The organism is Kineosporia rhizophila (genome assembly GCF_021277265.1).
GTDB lineage: Bacteria > Actinomycetota > Actinomycetes > Actinomycetales > Kineosporiaceae > Kineosporia > Kineosporia rhizophila.
The window spans coordinates 20,576-44,174 of sequence record NZ_JAJSOH010000043.1; the positions used below are offsets into that span (position 1 = coordinate 20,576).

Consider the following 23,599-nt stretch of genomic DNA (forward strand, 5'->3'; position numbering starts at 1 on the left):
TATTTTCTGGGCGCTGGGCTCCCGGGGGGCCGGGTTGGTGTGCGCCTAACGGGGCGCACACCAACCCGGGCGGAGGTCAGTCGGCCCAGAGGACTGCCCGATCGAGATCGGGATAGATCTGGAGGGCGACGGCGGACACCGGTTCGGGGATGCTGGCGGGCCGGGTGTGCGTTCCGCCGAGGAAGAGCACGGATCCGCGTAGGTTCACGGACGTGGGGGCGCCGATGTTTTCGGCCAGGTAGTCAGCGGCGAAGTTCAGGGGTGCGCCGAACCGGCCTGCCTCGGCATCGGTGTAGATCACCCACGGCGCGCCTTCGTGCTGGCCCAGGATCGCCGTTACCGTCTGGGCGTTGAGCACTCGGCTCACGGCCGTAGGCCCGGCGAGCGCCACAGGCGCGTGAAACGCGTGCCGGGTCTGGTGGCGGCCGTCTTCGGCGACGATCCGGCTTTCGGGGGCGAACAGCAGACCCGAGATGCTGGCGTTGGTCATCTTGTAACTCCTTGCGGTCGGTGTTCGGGGCGTATCCGGCAGAGCTGCAACTCCGCCCGATGTGTCTATTATGGCTTATTCGTGCTCACGAGGCAAGGGTTTCTTAGTCAAATTGACTGTTGCATAGGTTTTTTCGGGACTCATTGTTGTTTGGGTCGGGGTGTGGGGCGGAGCCCCGCGGACTTGTGATCGCCCGTAGGGCGATGCGTGTCCTGAGGGTGAGCAGGTGGTGGGGCCTGAGGGGTCTCACCGTCGTCCGGGCGGGAGACGGTTTTGCCGTGGTGGGGGCTGCCGGTGATGGGCGGGCCCTGGGAGGTCTTCGGTGCTCTTGCGAAGACCTTCTAGGGTGCCCTTCGCCGGTGGCCCCCACCACGGCATGGTCTTTGGCCCGGGCGACGGTGAGAGCCTTGCTGCGGGCGAGTCCCGGGCTCGTAGCGATGGCCGAGATGTGCGCTGGTGCCGGCCTGCACGGTCGTGGACGGTAGTGGATCTGGCGGCGCAGCCGGCCGATCTCTGACAGGTTTCGGTGGGCTCTGGCGCATTAGGGATCTGGCCGCTGGTAGTGAGAGGGCTGGACCAGCGCCGGGGGTGAGCGAAGCAGGCAGCCCCCTTGCTTGTCGGGGCTTCCTGCGTAGTAGCGGTGGGTGAGTCCGCCGCTCGGCGTTGATCCGATTTGGGTTCTTCGCTTTTGGGGGGATAGTGCGGCCGGCCCGACGTGTGCGGGGGGCCTTCGGGTTCTTCCTGTAGGGCCGCTGCGGCGGATTCCCGCGATCGAAACGCCCTCGGCATCCGGAACGCGTCGTTGGCGCTGGATAAGGCTGCGCCGTGTCTTGTTGCCCGGTGGCTGGACCTGGCGGTCCGGCCACCGGGGCCTTGCGTGGGGTCAGGCTGGCCAGAGGCGGGCCCAGCCCTCGACGGGTCCGCGTGGACCGACGTGCTCAACGTAGATGCGCAGGGCTCGCAGCTCGGCCGTGGACTGTGACGGAACGGGGAAGCACGAGAGCTCGCGCTCGATCTCATCGCACAGCCCACGGATGCTGTGAGGTTCACCGTCCTGGCCGGGGGGGCCTGAACGGGGGTAGGTGGCTCCGCTGGAGGCCAGGGCGTACAGAGCGCTGCTCTGGCCGTTGTGCCAGCGGCTGGCCAGGAAGCGTGCGCCGGTGTCGTCGATGGGGTTTCCGGTGCGCAGGATCTCGGAGACCTTGGCGTCGTCTCCGGGCTGCTCGTCGTAGATCTCGACGTCGGCGTTGCTCATCGGGGTGTTCTCCCTCGGGTTGGGTTTGCGGGGCGTATCGTCCGGAGCTGCAACTCCGTTCAATATGTCTATTATGGCTTATTTTGGGTAAGGGGTCAAGGTGGGCGTGAGCGTCTGAGGCCTTGGCGGGTTAATCCGCGGGGCGTGTATGGGTTCTCGGTGCATGGGTTTTGGTGCATGCGCTACCTGATGGCGGACCGCTTGCTCGTGCCCAAGTCCCTGAGCAGGCGTCGTGTGCCCTCGGACGCTGGGAGCGCTGTGGGGTGGCAGCGATGATCAGTCGTGCGGGTTCTGGCGTGCGGCGGTGAGGATGTTGGCCCAGGTGCCGGGACTGGTGGGCGGGTGTTGCTCGGCGAGGCGCTTGGGTAGGTCGGGGTGCTGGTCGGGTGGTGTGTCAGTGAGGGCCTGTCGGGCGATGGCTAGGCGGGAGTCTCCGGTGTAGTGAGGGTAGGAACGGATGTTCTCGGTGGGCTGGTTGTTCTTGCTGGTGCCGGGGTTCCCGCGGCGTCCGGCGGGGCGGGGGTTGTCCATGTAGTCCCAGACGTCTCCGCGGCGGTAGTAGTCGCGGGTGCGGCCGCTGGGCAGCAGGTCTTGTTCCACGGGCGCGGGGAAGCCCAGAGGTGGTCGTTTCTTGTATTTTGTGATGTTTGCGGGCTCTTTGCCCAGGACACGGGCAACTTCGGCAAGGGTGATGCGGTCGTCGGGGTTGCCGGTGCGGTTGGTTTTGGAGCCGGCACCGGCCGCAGTGCGTGTGCGGTGCCAGGACAGGTACTCCTGCGTTTCGTAGTAGTTGTTACCACGCAGCTTCTTTCGTGGCTTCGGGTGGTCCGGTTCAGTGGCGAGATCGCGCAGGTAGCTGACGCTTCGGCCGACGTGCTCGGCGAGCTGGGTAAGAGTGGCCAGACCAGAGGTGTCGTTGTAGTCGTTCCACCAGGTGTCGAACGTCTCGGCGTCCCAGGCCAGCGCGTGCCCGCGTCTGCTGGATGCTTCGGGGTGACCGGAGGTTTCGCGCGTGACGTAGAGGTCCTCTAGGTAACTCATGGACAGGCCGGTGCGTTGGACGAGTTCGTCGCGGGTATAGGTGGGCCGGTCGTCCTGGTGGGTCATGGTGCTGGATTTTGGCAGACTGCCGGTGCGGTGGGCGTGCGGGCGGTCTGTTCGAACGGTCCGTTGTGTCTGGTGGGGTGGGAACCTGTCGGAGATCGGGATCGCGGCCTGCCTCGTCGTCACCGCTGGCAGCGATGATGGGGCAGGCGACGGGCGAGGTTCACGGTTCGCTAGATGCCCTGTCGCTGGGGCCTGGCGAGCACTGTTGCTTGGTAGCGAGATCATGATGTGCGGGCTCCGTGATGGGCAGGTGGGCCGGCGCGGCAGGCCAGGTGTGCCGGACCGGTAGGAACAGGCGGGTGCTTGGTGGCATGATGGGAGCGTCGTTCACTGGATTACGAGGCCGGTTGGTTGCCTCGGGGCGCTGGTGGACGTCATGGGCGGCCGGGCGCCTGCAAGCGCATAACCGGCCGCCCACTTATTTTGCCGTCCTGCCGTGTTCAGCGATCTGAAGTACGGCGGCCCGACGGGGCCCGATCATCAGCGTGGTGGGGAGCATCGGTACTGGTGGTGTGCATGGCGTCCATCTCTTTATGGGCTGCGCGTGCCGTGACGTGAGGTGGGCGTTGGGGGTGGCCCGGCGTAGCCGGGCTACCCCCAACCTGGCGTTGTAGCCATAACAGGGCTGGGACGGGCAGCGGCCGGCGGTGGTGTGCCCGTTCGGCAGTGGACGCCTGGTGTTGAGTCCCGGCGGAGCCGGGGCCTGTGGCCCGCGGCCCGGGCCCGGGGGCCGCTGGTGGGCGGTCCCCGGGGTGGTTGGTGCTTCCGGGCGCTTGACTCGAAGCTGCAACTTCAAGCCATGTGTCTATTATGGCTTATTCTTGGTGCCCGATCAATTTCCCGGTATGGCTGGGGGCATGAACCAAGGGTTGCTTCCTGTGCCGCACTGGGGGCACTCGGCTGTGATCTCGGCGTCTCCGTGACACACCGCGCATTCAATGGAGTAACCGAAATAGAATGTCTCCTTTGGGTTCTCGGCTTCCTGTTCGGATCCGGATTCGGCGTGCGTGCCGGACGTGGGACTGTGGTCGGTGTCGAGGGTGACCAGCCAGGTGACCCCTTCTCTCGTGGTGGCGTGGTGACCGGACACGGTGGCGGTGCCCCATCCGATCACGTGGCTGTTGCGCCAGATCGGTACGTAGACACGCGCGCCGGGGACGATGTTGGCGGCCTTCATGGGGGCACTCGTGAGGTACAGCTCGCGCGCGGTGTTGGTGGGGTCCTGGGGCTGGGGGTTGGCCACGTTTACTCCTTGGCTGGTTAGTGGGGGGCGTCCTCGGGAGCTGCAACTCCGTGGGATGAGTCTATTATGGCTTATTTCTGGATATCAGGCGTCAACCTCTCACAAGTCCGAGCCGTCCATACGGGCGGGCCAGGCCGCGTGCTTGATGATGTGCGCCCACGTCGCCTCGTCGATGCCTTCGCCGGGGTGCGCCGACACCTCCTCGGTGTAGCCCTCCGGGTGCGCGTACGAATCCAGCGATGACAAACAGATTGACCGAACATTGATCCTCAGCACCGGGTATGACGATGGCTCCTGGATGCCCTGGCTCTTCAGGTAGTCGATGACCTGGTCGGCGTCGTCGAACTCATGTTCATCCTCGCGCGGCTCGTTGTCCAGCACCCATGTGCTGCAGGCACTTTCGGCTTCTCTGGTGCGCGTGGTGTACGTCGTGATCTTCACGGTCTTCTCTCCTAGGGGGCTTGAACGGTGCTATGAGGGCTCTGGGGCCTCGGGGCACTGCTGGGCGCGGCGGTTCTCTTTCCGCGCCCAGCAGTGAGCGGGACGGCTGGGTTAGCTGCGGAGCTGTGGCTTCGGCCCACCGGGGATGATGTAGAGCGAGCTGGCATCCCGGATCGTGAACCAACTGCCCGTACGGTCGTTGTGACGCAGCACCGATTCACCCTCGCTGATGTGGACGTACAGCAGATCGCCTAGACCGAACCGGCGGTCGGTGTAGTAGTCGTACTCGGCGCTGCCGACGGCGTACTCCCGGTGCGTTCCGGCGGCCAGGGCCAGCGCGCACGCATGATCCAGGCTGTCGGCGTTGAACGTGAGGGTGCAGACGTACTCGAAGCTGTCGCCCGGCTGAATCAGTTCGCTGTTGTGGCGGTTGCGGATAGCGAGATTGCCGTCCGTCGTCGCGCTGACGTTGTGGTGGTACTCGACCTTGTATGTGTGCGGCATGGTGCCGACTCCCTCGGGCTGGATTTCGGGGCCATCTCCCGGAGCTGCAACTCCGCTTGATGTGTCTATTATGGCTTATTTGGATGCATGGGACAAGTGTCCTTTGCTCAAAATAGCTGTTGCGTCTAGTTTTTCGGGACTCATTGTTGTTTGGGCCGGGGTGTGGGGCGGCGCCCCACGGTCTTAAATCGCCCGCAGGGCGATTCGTGTAAGTGAGGGTGAGCGTTGGTGAGGGCCCTTGTGAGGGTCTCACCGTCGTCCGGGCGCAGGACTTGCCTGCCGTGGTGGGGGCCACCGGTGATGGGCGGGCCCTGGGAGGTCTTCGATGCTCTTGCGAAGACCTTCTAGGGTGCCCTTCGCCGGTGGCCCCCACCACGGCATCGTCCTTTGCCCGGACGACGGTGAGACCAGCTCTCCTGCGCGAGGTCCGGTCCTGGGGCACGGCGGGCCGTCAGACTGGCCGGCCCGATCCCGCGTGGACGGGCAGATGGATATGCCGGCGCAGCTGGGCCGTTGCAGCTGTTAGGCCGGCGACGGTGTCGCTGCGGCCTGCCGGTCCCGGTTGTTGGTCGCGACGACCCCACTGCCTGAGTCAGAACCGGGCGCGAAAACGGAGTCCGCTGACCGGCTACTTGTGTGAGAAGTTCTCACACCACGCCGCGGGAGGCAAACTTCCCCGGGTGACTCCACCTGGTCTGCTAGGGCTGCTCCGGGTGGCCTGTGGCTTGGATCCGGCTCGCGGTGCATGGGTCAGGTTCCTACGGGGCGGCCTGCGGGGATCTCACCGACCGCGACGTCTTCCCAGGGCTCGCCACCGTGGTACTCCTTCTCGAGGCGTTCGACCTCTTTCATGACTGCGGCGGCGATGAAGTCACTAAAGCTCTTGTAACCGAGTGAGGCGTTGCACCACTTGTAGGCCGCGCGGGCTCGGGCGCTGTCCTGAGGGTCCTGGTAGAAACCAACTTTCCCCTTCTTGGGACCCTCGGCAGCGGCCGAACGGTTTGCTGCTGGCTTGGTCATGCGGTGCTCCTCGGGTGGCGGCCGGCGCCCGTGCTGTGGTCGCGCTGCCATGCTGGCCGGCACCGCGGGGCTCGTGGCGTGCCGCTGTCGGTGTGCTCGGCGTGGGGCGGGCGGCGGAACCTCACTATTACTAATGCCTCTAATGCTACTGATGGCGGTGGCCATGTGTCTGCTCCTGGTCCTTAGGGCGGCTGAAGAACGGGGGTCCGGCCCCCCTGGCTTGGCTGTGCCAGCCGACGGGCTGCTGCGGCCAGCGGGGTGCGGCCAGCGGGGTGCGTCGGCGGGGTGCGGGCGACTGGTGGAAGGTGAGTCCGTTGCATCAGGCGGCAGGCTGTTCTTGCGGCCGGACGGCTGTGAGCCCCGGGATCGGCGTCGAAGCGCGGTCCCGGGGCTCACAGGTGTTGAGGGCTGCTACTGCTGCTTAGTTCTGTAGAAGCGGTGGTGTGCGGCGATGCGGCGTGCCCAGTCGTGCGGATGCCGGGGTTCGCTCCCTCGCACGACGCCGAGCCCGCCGTCTTCGTAGTCGTCTTCGCTCTCGTAGAACGAAACGGTTCCGTACCAGAGGCCCTCGTCGGTGCGGCCTTCCTCGAGTCCCATGTAGCAGGGATAGGACCAGTCATCGTCGGATTCGGTGCTGGTGAGCGGGATGACGATGGTCATCGTGCCACCGCCGGAGTGCCAGATGACCGGGATCAGACCGGTCAGGCGAATGACCTCCTCGAAGAGCGGGTGGTGTTCCGCAAGCACCTGCTGGTGGTGCTCGCTGACCGCGTGGCTGGGGCAGATATCCGGCACCGCCTGATCGGTGTGGAGGTACTTCGGCGCGTAGAAGATGTGGTCCCCGACGCGGCATGTACCGGGACGCGCGGGGCTCGCCTGACTTGCACTGTGGCTCAGGTGCTCGATGGTGTCGATGCCAGGCAGGTTGGCCTGTCTGAGGGCCTCATGGATGACATCGCCGATGCGCATACCGAGTTCAAAGGTTTCGGTCTCGTCGGGCACCAGGACCGAGAAGGAGTAAGGGAGGATGACGCGCTTCACAGAGCTGTATTCCTTTGCTGAATCGGGTTGTTGACGCTTCACGAGGCGTGGGACCGGGCTGGTTTCGCGGCGGTGCGCTCGCTCCCGGAAACAGGAGCGGACGCGCGCGTTCCGGTGAGATGGCCCCTGGGTGGAGCCGAGGTTGGACCGGGGGCTTGTGCTGCTCCCCCGGCCCTGTCCTGGTCTGTCTGGGCTGCGCGGGGTCAGTCTTCGTGCGGAAGGAGCACCGTGAGCACGGGTTCTCCGTTGTCGTCGCCTCCGAGGTGGACGCGCAGCGTGATCAGCTCGGCCTCGATGTGAGGGCCGGTGGGCGGCACGCGGTACAGCTGCACCATGACGGTGGACGTGTCGCGGTTGCCCCTCATGGCGTGGGCCGTCACGTAGAGGACGTCCCAGAGGCGGCCGGTCTGGTCCTGGCCGGTGAAGACGCCTTTTGCGGTGTCGGTGGCCTCGCTCCACTCCACTGCGTCGGCCCAGGCGGCGGCCGTGAACGCCACCGGGATCAAGAGTCCGGCCTGTCGAACGTCCTTGTCGGGGGCAGGGATCAGCTGCCCTTCGGCCAGCAGCTCGGCGCGGGTGGCGGTGTGGATGACCGGCCCGAACATCTCGGCGAGCTGTTCCGCGACGCTTTGCGGGGCCTGGTGGCCTCCGTGGCTTTCGTTCTCGCGGTTGTCATTCACGTTTCACTCCAATGATTTTGGGATTTCGTGGGCCCTGCCGCGAGTGGCATTCAAAACACTTCGAATGCTACTAACAGTACTATTTACACAACCTTCAAGCCTTCGATGAGCTCGAGGATTTGCACAACGATGGCGGTCGGCAGTTCTCGCAGCTCCATGGCGCTGGTGCCGTCGTGGCAGATCTTGATGTGCCCAGGAACCGGGCTGTTGTGCGGCAGGCTGATCCGGGGCGAGTGATACTGCTTGGGGTCGAGGTCGGGCCGGATCGCGTCCGGCAGAGCGGCGCAGATCCGCTCGGCGGTCTCGACGCACACCCGGTATGACTCGGCAGCCTGACGCTCGAACCCCTGGGCGGTCACCAGTTCAGGCAGGTAGCCCGGCATCAGGCGACGGGTGATCTCGCGGGCAAGCACCTGTGGCCCTCGCACGCGCGCGACCCGGATGGAGTGACTCGCCGGGCTGTAGTGACTGTAATCGGAGGGGTAGCAACCGGTCACCTTCAGATAAGACGGGTCGCGAAAGTCGACACTCAGGAACAGTCGCGCACCGTTGGGGCCATTGAGGTAGGCGCCGGTATGCGTGTCGAGCCGGGGATCGAGGTCCACCGACCACCCCTGCCCCAGCCCGGTCATGGCCTCGCCGCCGATCAGTCGAAGTTCGGCGGTGCGCTGAGTCAGGGCCCGGGCATGGGCACTACTGGCGTGATTCATGAAAACGTCCCCTCAACAAATGTTCGAAGGTCTGAGCGCCTTCGACACGAATTAATAGTACTAACAGTACTGTTTCTGGTCAACCGCATTCCTTCGCTCGACCTGGTGAACGGGGCTGGTTAGAGCCGTTCCGGCCCGGAGCGGGTGGCGGGGAGCATCCGCGCCGGCAACCCGGTCTGGTTGTGATGCCGGAGCGGATGCCCTCTGCGACAGCGGCACCACCGGTGCCCGCTCCCCCACGTTCGGGGCCTAGGCACCGGTGTCGCCGCTGATTGTGCCTAGGCCGCTTCGACCTGCTCTGGGCTTTCGCCCTGTCCGGGGCTATTGGGCTGCTGGTTGGCCTCGTCGGCGTCGGTCTCGGCCAGGGGTTCGCGGCCGCACGCGAGGCGTTCGACGTCGGACAGGGTGTATCCGCAGTGCTCGAGGAACGTCAGGTACCGCGTGGTGCTCGGCGAGACCCTTTTCCATGAGTGGACGTCGGTTTCGTCCTCGTAGCCGCACAGCACGATGGCCAGGGTGATGACCTGGGCGCGCTGCTCGCTGGCCCTTTCGATGAGGGCCTTGATGTGCGAGGAACGTCCGTAACCGGGCTCAGCACCGCCCAGGATCTCGGCCGCCAGGTGGTTTCCACCGATCCGGCTCACGGTGCTGGTGTCGATCGCCATAGCTGTCCCTACGAAGACGCCGTGACCTTTGGGGGGCGTCTTACGGGCCAGATAGGTCCGCAGCCACTCCCGGCGGACGGTCTCGGCCGATCGCCATTCGGCGTTGTTGGTGCGTACCCGGCGCGCGTCTGCGCGGGCGGCGGTGGCCTCCTCCTGGCTCATCTCTGACAATTTGGGTCGGCGGGTGGGCTGGTGGTAGCTGGCGTAAACAGGGCGGGGCTTTTCGGTGTGGCCCTGGGCCTCAACTTCGGTGCAGCCCCACCGCAGCACGGGATAGCTGAGGCGTTTGGTTTTGATCTTCGGGGCGTTCTCGTCGTCCTCGCTGGGGCGGTCACCCTCGTTCTCCTGCCCCTCGTTGAGCGGGCGGCCGGTGGACAGGTCAACGTATCCGACCTTCTGCTTCACGATGGCGGCGTGACCGGGGCACTCCTGGTGCCCTTGCGGGGTCAGGGGCTGGCCGCCATCGTCGATGAGCTCACTGAGCCGGGTCAGGGCCTCGTCGTCCTCGACAATGCGCACCCCCTCGGCGCGGTGGGCCTCGATGAATGCGTGCTCCTGCTGCTGGCGGGTGCGCTCGTCACGCAACTGCTGCGCGACGTGGTCGAACTGCCCGCTCAGGCGTGCGGACATCAGCGCTTGGATGGCCTCCGGGTCGTCCTCGAACTCCCCCACGACGACCGCCTCCGTGAGGTCCAGCTTGTATTGGCTCAGCGCCTCCATCGCGGTGGTGGACTCATGGACCTTGACGGCGTTCCTGACGGTGGTTCCGTTCTTAAGGCCCAGCTTTTTTGCGATCTTGGTAGGGGACACGCCGAACGCGGTGAGCTGGACCATGGCGCCGATCTCCTCGGCCTCGGTCATGTCATCGCGGTGCTTGTTCTCCACGTACTGCTTGGTGATGCGCTCGATTTCACCGGCACTGTCAGTGGATTCGTCGCCGATGACGACCACGGGAACGGTGGGCCGCTCGGCCTCGACAGCTCCCAGGGTGCGGCGGTTGCCCATCCGGACCTTCACGTGCCCCTCAGCGGTGCGCACGGCCACAATGGTCTGTAAGACGCCGTTTTCGCGGATGCTGTCCACGAAACCCTTGCCCAGTCGGATCCCCCGGATGTTGAACTCTGGGTCTACTAGGAGCGTTCGCGGGTCCGGTTCGATGTGCAACGGCCAGATACCCGGCTCGATCACGAGCAGTTTGGGGGCCGGGGTGCTGGTCGAGTCGTTGATGCTGGTCCTGGCGGTCATGTCGTCTGTCCTTCTCTCTAGCTAGGGGCTTGAGGGGCCGCGAGCAGCTATAAAAAAATACTTCTAACAGTACCATTAGGGCTCAGTAGGGGGCTTGTTCGATTTGCCCCTCCCGAGTCCGCTCAAGGAGGCATACGCCGTCCCCGCCGGTGATGTCGCCGTAGCTGATGCCGTCCCAGTTGGCCGTGGGGACGACGTCGGCGAAAGGGGCGCCATGGCCTTCGGCGCGGGCGTAGTCGTTACCGCTGGCCTGCAGCCAGGCGCGGAACAGCTCCCGTGCGCCCTCGATGGTGTCCGTGGTGTTGTGCTCGTTGGGCGGCTCGGGCGCGGGGTGGTAGTTGAAACCGTTGTGGCACAGGACGGTGTAACGCCCGAGCCTGGCCAGCTCCATAGCCAATTCCTCACTGGTCACGCCACAGGTCTTTCCGATCACGCCTGCCATCCTCCTTGTGTAGATACCGACCCGAGGCCGGTCCGGACCACCTCGATCCGTTAGTACTAATAGTACTGTTTTTTGTGGTGCTGGTCAACTTGTTTTGCCTGGTCAGAAGGGGTTCTGCCTTCGTCCTAGGGTGTGTCCGATGTGGCTGGGACTTGACTTTCGAGGTTGCAGGCTCACTGGAGGGAGGGCCGGGGGTGCAGGTGGGCGGAGCCCCCGCGGCTTCCGGCCGCAGGACGGAATGGAAGGACAGGCCGGCCGCAGGTCGGTCGCCATTCTTGGCGCGTGCTCGGGAGTGGGCTCCTGCTGGGGGTCTCACCGTCGGTCGGGCCACGAGGTTCCATCGTGGGCTGGGGGATGGTCAAGGCGGGGTTACCTTGACCATCCCCCAGCCCACGACATCGTCATTGGCCCGACCGACGGTGAGACCCACTCCCCCGCTGGGCTCCCGCAGTTCTGACCACGCGACTTGGTGGGGCGAAGCTGGCGGGCAGGCCGGCAAGTGTCGCGTTGCTGTGAGCGGATCGGGCCACGACGTGACGGAACCGGAGCAGGCAGCCCCCTTGCTTGTGGGGGCTTCCTGCGGAGCGACGGTAGGCGGGAGGCGCCGCTCGGCGTGAATGGTTGTGCTTGCTGTGGGAGCTCTGCAGCCTTACGGGGTGGGGCCAGCATCGCGTGAGCATGTGAGCAGCCTGCGGAGTATGCGCGGGATTAGTGCGCTGATTATTTGCTTGTTGGGCGCAGTTCAGCGTCGACGCGGGTTCTACTGCTTTAAGCCAGGTCTGGATGACGGCTTGGACGTGGGGCAGGTTCGAGGCTGCCTGGTTCGCCTGGTCCGCTGGGTGTTGCGCTGATGGGGTGCTGCGCCGGGTTGTAGCCGATGGGTGCCGAACTGTAACCGGTTGAGCGTGCAGGATCGCGGCTGTCGTGCCTACGTTGCCGTGGATATGGACTTGCTCGCGGGGAGGTAGTCGTGGCGGGAAGACGTAGTGGACGATTTTCGGCTCTTAGTCAGCAGGCGCAGCAGCTGCTGCAGCCGAAGGTCGAGGTGGTTGAGGAATTAGCTGCGTCGTTGTCCTCTCTTATGGAGGCGCAGGAGGCTGTCGAGACTGCTGAGCTGCGGCGGGCTGAGGCGTTGGAAGACGCCGTTCGCCGTCGACAGGCTGCTCTGGATGCGGGTTGGACGGACAGCGAGCTGACGGCTGGATTGGGGTTGGTCGACCCCCGACCCGGGCGAGTGCGTCGTCCCCGCCCCGGGAACGCTGCGGACGGTCGACCAGGATCGACGGCTGGGCGTCGATCGACGGCTGGGCGTCCCGAGTTACCCCACTCCCCCGGGGCGCCCGCTTAGCCTTGGCAGCTCGGAGTGACTTCCTGTTTTATGCGGGGCACGGTTCAACCGCTGATTCTGGATGCTCGCCGAATAGCGAGGGCTGAACTGAGGTGGTTGCCTACACGAGCGCCTCTTCCGGTTCGGAGATATCGGCTTTGAAGGAGTTCTCGGTCCCACGGACGGGCCGCATGGTCATGCCTTGCGGCGGCGTGGGGACGCCGGCTGCTTGGTGCGCTTCTTCCGCGAGGCGCTGTCGAAAATCGTTGAACCAGTTGCGGACGGTGCCGATCTGCACAACCCGCTGGATGGCGTTGTGCACGTCGGTGGCGCTGGGCTCGTGCCCGGTCTTGCGGACGGCGTCACGGTAGCTCGCCCAGCCGGCCTGCTTCTCCGGGGACTTCCATGTTTCGCCTGAAGTCTTGGCCTCGCCGCTCATCAGCGCGCGGATCTGCTGGTGCGCGGCCACGAGGGCAGCCTCGGCGAGCATACGGTCGGCAACTGCCTGGTCAGATGCTCGCTGGTTTTGGTGTGCTTGGGAAGCGGCTTCGTCCGCTGCGCGCTGCGCCGTTTCACAGCTGGCTTGCAGACTCTCGAGTTCGGTGGTTCGCGCGGTGAAGGTTCGGTCCAGCTCGGAGATCTGGGCCTTCATTTGGTCCACCTGCGCCGTGAGAGCCTGGTTGACGCGCTGCGCCTCCGCGCTGGCGTCGCGGGCCTGCTGGGCAAGCTGCTCCTGAACCCTGGCGTCTTCTGCGGCAGCTGCTGCACGGGTCTCTGCCTGCCGTACGGCCTGCTGAGCCTCATACTGCGACTGCCCCGTCGCGGAGAGGCCGGCACGCAGGACGGTGACGGCTTCTTCTGCGGCCGTTCTGGCCTCCTCAGCGAGACGGCTGCGCTGTTCGGCCCGGTGTGTACGTTCGTCAGCGTCACGGGCTCGCTCGTCTGCAGCATTCTGCTGTTCAATCGCGGTATCCCTTCGGCTCTCCAGCATTTGGAGCTCCTCTTGGGCTTTTCCAAGGCGCTCTTCCGCAGCAGTGGCCTTCAGGTTCGCGTCCGTGAAGGCGCGTTCCGCGGCCTCCTGCTTCGTGATGGCCCGCACAGCGGCTTCCTCTGCTAGGGCAGCGCGAGCACCTGCGTGCGCGGCTTCTGCGCTGGGTGTGATTGCCAGTTCGTCCAGTAGGGCCAGAACGGCCGTGGGGTCCGTGACGTCCATGAGCGCGAGGTCTGAGACGCGGCCTCGTGCTACGAGGTTCCGGGCCAGTGATAGGGAAGCGATGTTGTCGTCAGCGATTCCAGCGGAATCGATGGCGCGCTGGGCTCGTGCGGTGGCCCGGTTCACTCTTTTCTCGGCGCGGTCTCGGAGGCTGCGCTTCGCATTGTCGGGCAACGTGTCTCGCATCCGAAGGACCTGGGCGAGGTCGTTGATTCGTGCTGCTGCACGGCGCACCCGGGCTTCGGCTGGTACGCGACCGTCAGCACTTCCAGCGTCCAGCCCCAGAGAGGCGAAGACACGCGACCAGAGATGTAGCCAGCAAAGTTGCACCAGGCGTACGGGCCCGGGGTTGGGGGCCAGCACTTCCTTGCCGGCGTTTGTCTCCAGCATGCGCTCGAGGCCGTGCTCGACGAGTTTCGCGGAGACCACCGGGATCGCTGCGAGCGTGATGGCCCCTAGCAGCCCGCCGGGGGCGTGGAAGAAGTTCATTGCGGCGCTGCCCGCGACGAGCCTCCATGCCATGGTCCGTGTCTTGAGCATGGACGGTGTCCACGTTCCCTCGACACGTGCGGCCCGGTAGAGGTAGAAGAAGCTTGTCAGCTCGGCGACGTCCCAGACGGCGATGAACCCGATGCGGAACAGCAGCGGGAGCTGCGCTGTGTCTGCTGCAAAACCCCATAGTCCGTACAGGGACACGCCCGCCCCCAGCATGCCTAAGACAGCTAGGGGGCCGGCATCACCTAGAGCTGAGCGCACTGCCTGTACGCCTTCACCGCTCCCCCGCCGCGGCGCATGCGCGGCCGGGCTCGTATGAGGGTTCGTGGCTGTGTTGGGCCCCGTAGCGCGCTTGTCCTTGGCGCGGCGCTGCCAGCGCTTGCGGATCGCTCGTAGGGCGCCGCCGAGAAGTAGCGTTCCCAGGAGGAACCCGAGGACTGCCGCAGGATCCCAGGCTGGCAGGCGTGGCACCTCGGCGTTCGCCAGCTCAAGCCAGTGCTGTAGGTCCACGGATTGATGCTCCTCTTCCTTGATGATCCGAAGTGCAGCGTCGGCCGGCGCTTTGTGGTGTGCGTCAGTGCCAGGTGATTCCGGCGGAATCACTGCGGGCAGATTTCGCGGGCTGGGTCGCGTGGTGATTCCGGCGGAATCGCTCCCCGAGGTTCGGTGCCGCGTGTTGATTCCCGCAGAATCACTTCGCTACGAAGCTTTGGTCTTGTTCTAGCTCATGCGGCTGGTCTACTGGGCTCGTCGTCCGGGGCGGAGTCCAGCGTGGGTGGGGAATGCCTTGCCCTCGTTATAGACGGCTTCGAGGTTGCGGCAGTGGGCTGCGAGCGCTTCCTCGGTGAGTTGCGCTAGTGAGTATGCGCCGCCGGTCGCGATCCGAACTCCTCGTACGGTGGCACGGGCACGTTCTTGGATCCGGGGGTCTACCTGGGTAGCGAAAGGACTGCGGGGCGACGTGGGAGGGGTTAAGGGGTCGTTCGTGATTCCGGCGGAATCATCGGAGGGTCTGCCTGTCACGGCATGACCTCGAGCTTCTGCAGGAAGTCGTAGATGTTGCGGTAGTCGGTGGTGACGGGGTCGCGGGGGGCGTGCAGGTTGAGTGGTGTCTGCTGTGCGTAGGCCTCGGGTACGCGGACAGAGCGCCGTACGGGAGGGGTGCAAAGCTCGCCCCACTCTGCTTGGAGCATCGCCAATGCCTGGGCGTAGACGGCGCCGCCGCCCGATGTGGCAGGGCCGTCCTTCCCGTCTGGCTGCCTGACCTGCGGCACGATGCTGGGGATGACGGCGTTGATGGTCAGGTCTGGCCGGTAGAGGTTGGAGACGTCCCGCACTGTGCTCTCCAGCCGTGAGACACCCTGCAGTTCCTTGAGCGTTGGCTGGGCGACGGTGATGACCTTGTGGCTCGCGACGAGTGCGGACAGGGTCACCAGGTTCATCACGCCAGGGCAGTCCAAGATCACAAGGTCTGGTCCAGGGCTGGGGATCTTCTCGAGGGCTACCCGTAGACGCTGTTCGGGGCCCATTACTCGGCCTAGTTCCAGAACGGTCCCTGTCATGTCGGCCGATGAGGGGATGAGCCAGAGGTTGTCCACGACGGTTGCGACCAGGGCATCCGGGATGGTCGCTTCGAGACGAAGGATGTCGCTGATGGTTTTTTCGGGTTCGGTGACGCCGAGCCAGGTGGTGGCGTTTGCCTGGGCATCCAGATCCATCACCAGAACTTCCAGGCCTTTTTCGGCGGCGATGGCTCCAAGGTTCACGACAGCGGAAGTCTTGCCGGCTGATCCCGCTTCGTTGGCCACGCTGACTATGCGCATCGGTACTCCAGGCTCTGAGAGGTATTGGGTCAGGACTGTTTCTGGAGCTCGGATGTGCGGAGGTCTACGTGCAGGCCTGCTTTTACAAGGCGGGCGTGGTGGTCCAGCTGCCATGTGGGGGAGTTAGCGGCTGTGGCCGCCGGTGTGTCCAGTTCGTCCTGAACAACGACGAGAGCCCAGGCATGCCAGGTGCTGGGCTCGATGGAGCCAGTGCTGTTAGCCGGACTGGTTGTCGTAGCGCTGGGGGAGTGGGGCGCGAGGTGCGGGAGCCATTCGGCAACGGTCTTGCGGGCGACGTCGGAGATGACAGCACCGCGCAGGACGGCGCGGGCGAGATCAGCCAGCGCCTCTTCGGTCGTTGGCGGGGTGGTGATGAGCGAACGGCAAGCGTTTCGACGGGCTGTGGCTTCCTGGTCTGCTTCATCGAGTGATTCCGTCGGAATCACCGGCTCTGCAGTGGCAGCAGCGACGACCGGATCGGTTGAGTAGTACTCCAGGCCCTGGGTTGTTGCTGCTCCTACGAGGGTGCCGGCCGTACGGGCGCGTTCGATGGCGGCAGGGTCGTAGAGCCGATGTTTGCGCTTGTAGGAACCAAAATCGATGCCGGGTTCGACCAATCGGAGCCCGGCTGCGCTGGCTTGCGTTTTCGCGTCTTCGATGCGCTGGCGTTCTTCGCGCTGACGCAGTAGTTCTTCCTTCGCTGTGGCCACGGTGATGCCGCGCCGGGAGATCTCTTCCCAGAGGAGAACCTGGTCTTCCTGAGGCTTCGACATGGCGAGGGCGGTGGCTTCGCTGACGAGCAGTTCCCGCTTTTCGAGGGCATCCTGCGCCGGCTGGGGCAGGTAGCGCAAAGACAGACGCTTGCTGACGTGGCCTTGGCTGACCGCGCAACGGGCAGCTATCTCCCGTTGGCTCAGGCCGAGGTCGGCGAGCATGTCGTAGGCGCGTGCCTCGTCCAGGGGGCTCAGTTCAGCGCGATGCAGGTTCTCAGTGACGAATCCGGTGACCGAGGACTCAGCGTTGGCCAGGTCGGGCCGAACTATCGCGTGGATCTTGGGCAGTTCAGCCAGCTCGGCAGCGGCCCGGCGACGGTGACCAGCCAGGCACACCCATTTCTGGGTGCCGATCTCTGAGGCGTACTGGGGATCGGCAGCGCGAAAGTCAGCGGCGCTCATCACCAGGATGGGCTGCATCAGCCCAAAGGTCTTAAGGCTTTCCACGAGCTCGTCGAGATCGCCGAGCGTGGTGCGTGCGTTGCGAGGATGTGGGGCCACCTCGTCCGGCTGCACCTCGATGATCAAGGGGGCGTTCGTGTCCCCGAGTTCCTCCGCTCCACGCAGGGCATGGACGATGCCCTTGTTCTCGACGGCTGTCGGCGTAGAAGTGGCGTCGGTCGTGGTGGTGCCCCAAGCGGGCGCGGTCCGCTTAGCTGCGGCAACAGCTGCGCCGCTGCCAAGCCCTGTGTTCCTTCTGGCCATGATCACTCTCCCTCAATACATGTATTCCTAGCAGATCTTGGTTGGGAGTGTGGATCCGGCCGGTGATTCCGGCGGAATCACCGGCCGGATCCACGCGTTCGTGGACGTTCTAACAAGGCCGCCGCGGCTGTCGTTGCAGGAAATGGCTAGCCTGATTGGGAACTGCGGACTTAGGCGCCGATTACGATTGAGCGCGGTTCTGGTCCCCCTCAGAGCGGATGCGCCACCCTCAGGTAGATAGTCCCCGCACCCGGAGCGGGCTCGCGAGTAGCAGCAGGCTTACGGGTTGAAGCAGGGTCCGTTCGCAGGGGAGGACGGTGGCATCAATATGTGCAGTGGCCGCCCTGTGGCGTGCCCCTCGGGAGGGTGCGAGCTCACCGTCTTGCTGAGGCAGGCCAGGAAGCTTCGCTCGACTGTGCAACGGCTCGTGTAGCTGCCCAGGCTGCTAGCTTTTGGTGGTCCTAGGCATCCTCGGTAGCGCTACTTCCTTGTAAGACTGGTCTGGCTTCGCTACCCCATACCGCTTAGTTGCCAACAGTTTCCGCGCGGATTCGTTCTGCGCGGTCTTCGATGTTCCCGAGCTCGCGCGCCTCTTGATGCCGTATCTGGCAGGCAGTCCGGGAGAAGCACCGGACGCCATCGGTGCTTACCACTACCGGCGGGCCTGGGCGCGGGCGTCTTGCGCAGCAGGCAACGGAGGCCGCCCAGCAGGCGCGGGCAGATGCAGAGCCGGGCACAGGAGGCGGCGCCGACGACATGACAGAAGGCTGCGCTGGAAACGTGCGCGGGCGGAGAAAAGCATGGGTTAAGGCGGATCAGGGCGAGCGCGTGCCGTAGGCGCTGTTACGGGCCAAGCACCCATAGTCCGCCGGGGCAATACGCAGCCGGCCCGCGCATCCCGCATGGGAGTGCGGGCCGCCACCGCGCACATCAGCGCAACGCGAGGGGAGAGGACGGCCCGGCCCGCATCTACCGTGCATCCCTACTCGCTGGCTGAGAACTCACCGGGGGAGAGGCACCGGACGCTAGGTCCTTAGTGCGGGCGTGATTGTTCGGCTCGGTGCAGGGCCGCCTTCTGGGCTGCGGCGAGTGCGGTGAGAGCGAGGGCGGCCATGTCTTCTCTGGTGGGGTTTCTGGTGGTGGCCCATTCGTAGACTTCACGGTCGGTGTGTTCGGCCCAGGTCACGAGGGGGTGGGCGAGCAGCGTCTGCAGAAGCGCGTCCTGGTCGGTAGGGGCGTCGTCGAGGACGGTGTGGCGGATGCTGTCGCGCAGGAAGATCCCCCATTCACCGTCCTCGCCACCGAAACTGACGTCGGCGCAGATTTCCTCGGTGGTGTAGGTGAAGTCCTCCTCGTCGAGTCCTTCGGGGAGGCCGATCCATCGTTGCGGGCATGCGGCTCGGGCTGCTGCGACCGCGGGGGCCTCCAGCATCTCGAGCAGGCTGCCTTTGAGGTCGGGCTCTGGTTCGGGTTCGGGCGTGGCCAGTTCGGGGACGACCTCACCGAACAGTTGCAGGCGCAGGAAGAGCAGCTCGTGCAGCCGGTTGGGGTCGTTGTAGCCGACCCGGGGGTGGTGGGGGTCGTGCTCGGCGGTCTGGGCTCCGATCGTGTTTCCGATGATTACGAGGGGGCAGAACCAGGTGCGGGGTTTGCCGCGCTTGGCGTGTGCGGGACGTAGGAGGGCTAGTTCGCCGTCGTCTGATCCGCTGCGGGTGGGGTGTCGCAGGATCTGCCATTCGACCGGTGGTGCTGCGGCGCGGGCTCTGAAGACTTCGCCGAAGTAGGCCGCGACGGCGCCCCAGAGCCACAGCTGATGCGGTGGCATGGTTTCGGTGCGGTGGCTGTAGGGGCGCCACCGTGTCCAGGAGGGGACGTCCGGTGGTGTGGTGGGCTGGTTGGTCTGGGCGAGTTCGGTGATGGCCCAGGCCCAGAGCGGACGCAGACTGTCTGGGGTGTGGTCCAGGGTGAGTCCGCTCTGGGTCTGTAGCCAGGCGATGGCCTGGGGAACATGGGCGAGCCAGTCGTGGAGACGCTGTTCGTCCTCGGTGGGCACACCTCGGAGGTCGTCTGCGGTTAGTGGCGCTTGTGGGGTGCCCATGTTCACCAGGATGCCTCACTCAGGGTGACGGGATGTGGATGACGAACTTGATGTCGTAGTCGTTCAGGCACTTCAGCACGGCGGCGTCGGGTCCGACGCCGTAGATGCCGCGGCTTTCGGACGGGACGAAGTGGATCACCTTGCTGGCGATGTCGCCGGCGTTGATCATGGCTCGGTCCTTGGCCATCTGGCCGCACAGGTCGCTCTTGCGGTTGAACCGCTTCACGGCGCCGGACTTGACCTCGATCGAGTGCTGGTCGGCTCCGTTGGTGTAGAGGACGTCGTGTTCGCGGTAGAAGACGTTGCGGCCGTCGCTGGGGCGGGGCTGGAAGACCCGGACGTTGGTGGTCTTGTTGCGTTCGGCCACCCAGCCTGGCTTCAGGATGGGCATGACGAGGTCCTGGACCTGGATCTCGGCGATTTCGTTGGCTTTCTGGCTGCCGGCAGCGCGGGCCCAGGGCATGTTGACGGCTCGGGCGTCGGTGATGCGCTTGCTGCTGGACAGGGCGGTGAGCAGGTCGTCGATGTTGCCCCGCTTGGCGATCTTGAGGATGACCTCGGGGTGGAAGCCTTCGGATTCGAGGGCGTTGAAGCGGGTGCCGAGGGCCTTGCGTAGGGCGTGGATCTGGATGCGTTCGCTGAGCAGGTTGCTGCGGACGATCCAGGCGGCGGCGTCGTTGGCCTTGTGGGGGTAGGCGTTGACGTATTTCCCGATCTTGCCCAGGCCGGCGAAGCTGTCTCCGTAGAAGGGCAGGAGTCCAGCGAGGCTGAAGCCGGTGCCGACGAGGTCGTTGTTGCTGATGCCGGCGACGGCGTCGCGGATGTCGATCAGGGGGACGAAGGAGCCGGTGAGGGATCCGGCGAGGCGGGCGATGCTGTCGTCGGGAGCGCAGCCCAGCCAGGTGATGTCTCCGCAGATGGCGCCCTGGAGGAAGTCCTTGAGGTACTGGTTCTGGCTGACGCGGGTGTCGAAGGTGGTGGGGCTCAGGCCCTGGTTGTCGGCGTTGTCGACCTCGTAGCCGTCGTTGAGTTCGTCGCCGTCGGTGTCGGCGGTGAGGGGGTCGGTGCCGAGGTCGAATTCGTCGCCGTCGGCCAGGCCGTCGCTGTCGGTGTCGGCGTGCAGGGCCTGGGTGCCCTCGTCGATCTCGGTGGTGTCGGGGATCCCGTCGTGGTCGCCGTCGGTTGAGCGGGGATCGGAGACCGCGCCGTAGATGAGGGATTCGTCGATGAGCTCGGCGGGCAGGTCGAGCTGTTCGGCCTGGAAGGCGGCGCCGAGTTCGTCGTAGTCGTTCAGGCCGTCGCCGTCGGTGTCGGGCTTGGTGGGGTCGGAGGTGAACAGCCGGCCGTCGAGGCTGGTGGAGCCGTGGATCTCGAGGTAGTCGCTGGCGCCGTCGCCGTCGGTGTCGAGGCTCTCGTCGTCCGGCAGGGTCGGCTTGGGCGGGGGCGGGCGCTTGAAAGCGTCGTAGAAGTCGGGGATCTCGCTGTAGGTCCCGCCGCTGGCGGCGGCCAGTTCCTTCAGCCACGCGTGGCGGGAGGGGGAGCCAACACCCATGACGTGGATCGGGGCGTAGGTGTCGGTCGGCAGCGGGTCAGGGAAGGTGTGCTGGCCGAACTCCGACACTCCGGTCTCACCGTTGCTGACCAGGACGCCGACTGTGGGCCGGCACCAGTTGTTGGCCTCTGCCTTGGTGAGCCCGGCCTGCTCCAGGACCTCGGGAATGCTCTCGGGGGCGTTGATCCAGCGGTCACGGTACTCGTCCCAGTCTGGACCGGGCGGGCCGATGGCCTTCTTCCACCCGGCCAGGTCCCAGGACGCGACCGGCTCGGGCAGGCCCGAAGCTAGACCGTGGGGACGATCGCCGCGGGTCCAGCCGTAGTTGGTCTGGGAGACCTCCCACTGCCAATGGTCGGGGACAGACTCTTCCCCGATCCCACCGGCGTACCAGGCCACAGCTAGTTCGTCGCCCTTGTGCAGCTGGTCAACCACGGCTTTCGTGGCGGTGAAGCGTTCGCCTGAGGGGTCGTCCTGGCTGGTGAAACGCGAGGCGTCCAGCAGGACCCGCATCCGGATGCTGGGAGTGGTGGTCTTGGCGGTGGCGCATGCGGTGAGCCCTTCGCGCCAGGCGTCCAGGTCGACCACGGCGTACCGCACGCCCAGGGTGGCGGAGGTGACGGTGACGGTCTTGTTGGCGGTGGAGTAGCTGAGGTCTTCGTCGTCCTCGTCGACCGGCAGCCAGCCGGTGGCGTCTGGGTCGAACTTCATCAGCGACAGGCCGGAGTAGTCCGCGTCAGCGACGGTGTCGGCGACGTCGAGTTTCAGGGTGACCGTGCTGGGGCTGGTGCTCGAAGTCGTGCGCAATGCCGCAGTCGAGGTGGTGCTGGAATCCGATGCAGGTTGTGAGCTTTGGGCTCCGACGCCGGCGGTGACGGCGCCGGGCAGGGTGCCGGTGAGGTTGGTGCTGGTCAGGGTCCAGGTATTGGCGTCGGCTCGTCCGCGCACGGTGGCCGTTGCCCCGGCGGCGCGCTTGACGCGGTTGACGGTCTCGGCGGCATCGGAGGTGCCGTTGCCGTCGGAGTCAGCTTCGAGCGGGTTGAGGTCGTTGTCGATCTCGACTCCGTCGCTGACCTCGTCGGCGTCGCTGTCGCTGTTGAGGGGGTCGGTGTTGGTGTCGGTGAGCTCGTCGCGGTCGTTCAGGCCGTCGCCGTCGGTGTCGGCTGCGGTGGGACTGGTGTGGTGGGTGGCTTCCCGGGCGTCGGTCAGGCCGTCCTGGTCGGTGTCGCCGAGGCCGTCCTTGGTGCCGTCGCCGTCGGTGTCCTTCTTCAGGGGTGAGGCCACGGCGGCCAGGTCGATCGCTTCGACGGCGTCGCTGAGGCCGTCGTCATCGGTGTCGGGGGCCCAGGGGTTGGTGCCGGCCCGGAACTCGGCCAGGTCGACGAGCTTGTCGGCGTCGGTGTCCTGTTCGGCGGCGGTGAGCGGCACGCCCAGGGCGCTGAGCGCCTGGTGACCGCGCTCGATCGCGGTGGACCACTGGGTGAGCAGGTCCTTGGCGCCGGAGCGGGCGCGGGCGGCTTCGGCATCGTCGCGTGCCTTCTTGCCCTCGTTCAGCAAGGGTGTGGCCGTGGCCACCTTCGCGCTCGGGGCGCCGGCTGCGGACACAGCCAGGGCCGCGTCCGCGAGTACCACTCGCGCTTCGCGTCGTGCCGCCAGGACGAGGGAGCAGGCGTCGATGCTGCCTGCGTCCAGGAAGGCCACGTCGTTGGCACTGGACCAGTTCGCTGAAGCGCGGCGGTCGCCGTCCAGCATGCCTTCGGTCTCTGCCTCGAAAGCGGCCCGCGCGGGGGAGTCCTCGGCGCTGAGCGCTGCGGCAGACCGGTAGGCGGCCGCGGTGTCGGAGGAGGTGTACCAGTTGCAGTACAGCGGGTCCGCAGCGGCCGGCCCTGCAGTTCCCAACCCTGCAATGGCCATCACCGCCGCGACTGCACTCGCGCGCCAACGCTTCACAGAGGTTCTCCCAGGGGTGATCAGAAGGGGATGAGATCGCCCGCCCGAGATCTGGCGGCGTCGCTGCGGAGCAGACCGACGCCGTTTCACAGAGTATTCACAGCAGGACTTCCGGTAACGGTAAGCAACCCCTCCTACTCTTAGCTACTACCTCACCCAGAAGGCCCAACCTTCAAAGGCGCTGAAACTCATTGCGTCACAATGAGCCTGAGGGGCCTGCCATGCAGTGTGCTGGGCCAGTACGCCTGAGCCCGCGTCCCCGGCAGGTTCAGCACCCCGGAAACGATCGACGGAGCTGGCTCATCACTGCTGATCCGCACCTCGCTGGTCTGTGTCGCGCTCGCTCTGGTTCTCCAAGCTGGCGATCTGGGCTTGTAGTGCGGCCACTTGCCCCTCGTGCGCGGCGATCAGTTTTGCCCGGGGCCTCGGCTGCCTGCTGGCGGTCCTCGCGGGCGCTCTTCGCGGATGCGGTCCAGGTCCGTGTCGTGGCGTTCCTGCTGCTGGTCGAGGCGCTCGCGGGCGGCGGTGAGCTCGGCCTGCAGGCGCTCGACCTCGGCCCGGGAGGCATCGGCGGCGGCCTCGGCCTGACTGACGCGCTGCTCGGCCTCGTCCCGGGTGGTCTGGATGTGCTCGGCTGCCTCTGCCTCCGCGATGGCCTGGGCGACCTGCGCGGCCGCGTTCTGCGCAGTGAGCGGGCAGAGCGCTCGCAACAGCTAGCTGCGGCGGTGCGGGATGGCTGGGACGACGACCGGGTGCGTGACGTCCTGCTGCACATCGACCCGGCACAGGGCCTGTTTTTCTGACAACCGCGCCCGGCCGC

The 23,599-nt window shown here is 65.9% G+C and carries 18 protein-coding genes; 1 reads left to right on the plus strand and 17 read right to left on the minus strand.

All coding sequences use genetic code 11. The features are described 5' to 3' along the window. Window positions 1-76: 76 nt before the first annotated feature. The 17 genes from LWF15_RS33445 to LWF15_RS33525 all read right to left on the minus strand — a co-directional run bounded on the left by LWF15_RS33445 (window position 77) and on the right by LWF15_RS33525 (window position 22,779). Window positions 77-490, minus strand: coding sequence for a hypothetical protein (locus LWF15_RS33445; RefSeq protein WP_232815005.1), 414 nt, complete (start codon window positions 488-490; stop codon window positions 77-79). Window positions 491-1,373: 883 nt separating this feature from the next. Beyond that, entirely contained in the window at window positions 1,374-1,745 is a 372-nt protein-coding gene (locus tag LWF15_RS33450; RefSeq protein WP_232815006.1) for a hypothetical protein, read from the minus strand. A gap of 276 nt (window positions 1,746-2,021) precedes the next feature. Next, complete coding sequence (locus LWF15_RS33455) at window positions 2,022-2,852, minus strand: hypothetical protein (protein ID WP_232815007.1); 831 nt, start codon at window positions 2,850-2,852, stop codon at window positions 2,022-2,024. A gap of 832 nt (window positions 2,853-3,684) precedes the next feature. Further along, window positions 3,685-4,095 carry a hypothetical protein gene (locus LWF15_RS33460; protein WP_232815008.1) on the minus strand — a complete coding sequence of 137 codons (411 nt, stop codon included), beginning with the start codon at window positions 4,093-4,095 and terminating at the stop codon, window positions 3,685-3,687. 99 nt (window positions 4,096-4,194) lie between these two features. After that, window positions 4,195-4,536, minus strand: a complete 342-nt coding sequence (locus LWF15_RS33465) for a hypothetical protein (protein WP_232815009.1) — start codon at window positions 4,534-4,536, stop codon at window positions 4,195-4,197. Between the two features lie 111 nt (window positions 4,537-4,647). Beyond that, complete coding sequence (locus tag LWF15_RS33470; protein ID WP_232815010.1) at window positions 4,648-5,040, minus strand: hypothetical protein; 393 nt, start codon at window positions 5,038-5,040, stop codon at window positions 4,648-4,650. 750 nt (window positions 5,041-5,790) lie between these two features. Then, the gene (locus tag LWF15_RS33475; protein ID WP_232815011.1) at window positions 5,791-6,060 is read right to left on the minus strand and encodes a ParB family protein; all 270 of its coding nucleotides are present in this window, start codon (window positions 6,058-6,060) and stop codon (window positions 5,791-5,793) included. Between the two features lie 411 nt (window positions 6,061-6,471). Continuing rightward, on the minus strand, window positions 6,472-7,101 hold the full coding sequence (locus tag LWF15_RS33480; RefSeq protein WP_232815012.1) for a hypothetical protein: 630 nt from the start codon (window positions 7,099-7,101) through the stop codon (window positions 6,472-6,474). Window positions 7,102-7,304: 203 nt separating this feature from the next. After that, window positions 7,305-7,781, minus strand: coding sequence for a DUF6573 family protein (locus LWF15_RS33485; RefSeq protein ID WP_232815013.1), 477 nt, complete (start codon window positions 7,779-7,781; stop codon window positions 7,305-7,307). A gap of 83 nt (window positions 7,782-7,864) precedes the next feature. Then, on the minus strand, window positions 7,865-8,491 hold the full coding sequence (locus LWF15_RS33490; protein WP_232815014.1) for a hypothetical protein: 627 nt from the start codon (window positions 8,489-8,491) through the stop codon (window positions 7,865-7,867). Window positions 8,492-8,769: 278 nt separating this feature from the next. Continuing rightward, on the minus strand, window positions 8,770-10,401 hold the full coding sequence (locus LWF15_RS33495) for a ParB/RepB/Spo0J family partition protein (protein ID WP_232815015.1): 1,632 nt from the start codon (window positions 10,399-10,401) through the stop codon (window positions 8,770-8,772). Window positions 10,402-10,483: 82 nt separating this feature from the next. Next, window positions 10,484-10,843: a hypothetical protein gene (locus LWF15_RS33500; protein WP_232815016.1), complete on the minus strand. Its 360-nt coding sequence runs from the start codon at window positions 10,841-10,843 to the stop codon at window positions 10,484-10,486. A 1,448-nt stretch (window positions 10,844-12,291) separates the two neighbouring features. Further along, window positions 12,292-14,079, minus strand: coding sequence for a coiled-coil domain-containing protein (locus LWF15_RS33505; RefSeq protein WP_232815017.1), 1,788 nt, complete (start codon window positions 14,077-14,079; stop codon window positions 12,292-12,294). Between the two features lie 818 nt (window positions 14,080-14,897). After that, window positions 14,898-15,701 (minus strand): ParA family protein, encoded by an 804-nt coding sequence (locus tag LWF15_RS33510; protein ID WP_232815018.1) that lies wholly within the window; start codon window positions 15,699-15,701, stop codon window positions 14,898-14,900. A gap of 29 nt (window positions 15,702-15,730) precedes the next feature. Then, window positions 15,731-17,179, minus strand: coding sequence for a ParB/RepB/Spo0J family partition protein (locus tag LWF15_RS33515; protein ID WP_232815019.1), 1,449 nt, complete (start codon window positions 17,177-17,179; stop codon window positions 15,731-15,733). 1,033 nt (window positions 17,180-18,212) lie between these two features. Beyond that, entirely contained in the window at window positions 18,213-19,277 is a 1,065-nt protein-coding gene (locus LWF15_RS33520) for a hypothetical protein (protein ID WP_232815020.1), read from the minus strand. 19 nt (window positions 19,278-19,296) lie between these two features. Next, window positions 19,297-22,779 carry a hypothetical protein gene (locus tag LWF15_RS33525; protein WP_232815021.1) on the minus strand — a complete coding sequence of 1,161 codons (3,483 nt, stop codon included), beginning with the start codon at window positions 22,777-22,779 and terminating at the stop codon, window positions 19,297-19,299. 485 nt (window positions 22,780-23,264) lie between these two features. Between LWF15_RS33525 and LWF15_RS33530 the strand changes: the two genes are divergently transcribed. Beyond that, entirely contained in the window at window positions 23,265-23,582 is a 318-nt protein-coding gene (locus LWF15_RS33530; RefSeq protein WP_232815022.1) for a hypothetical protein, read from the plus strand. The last annotated feature ends 17 nt before the right edge of the window (window positions 23,583-23,599 follow it).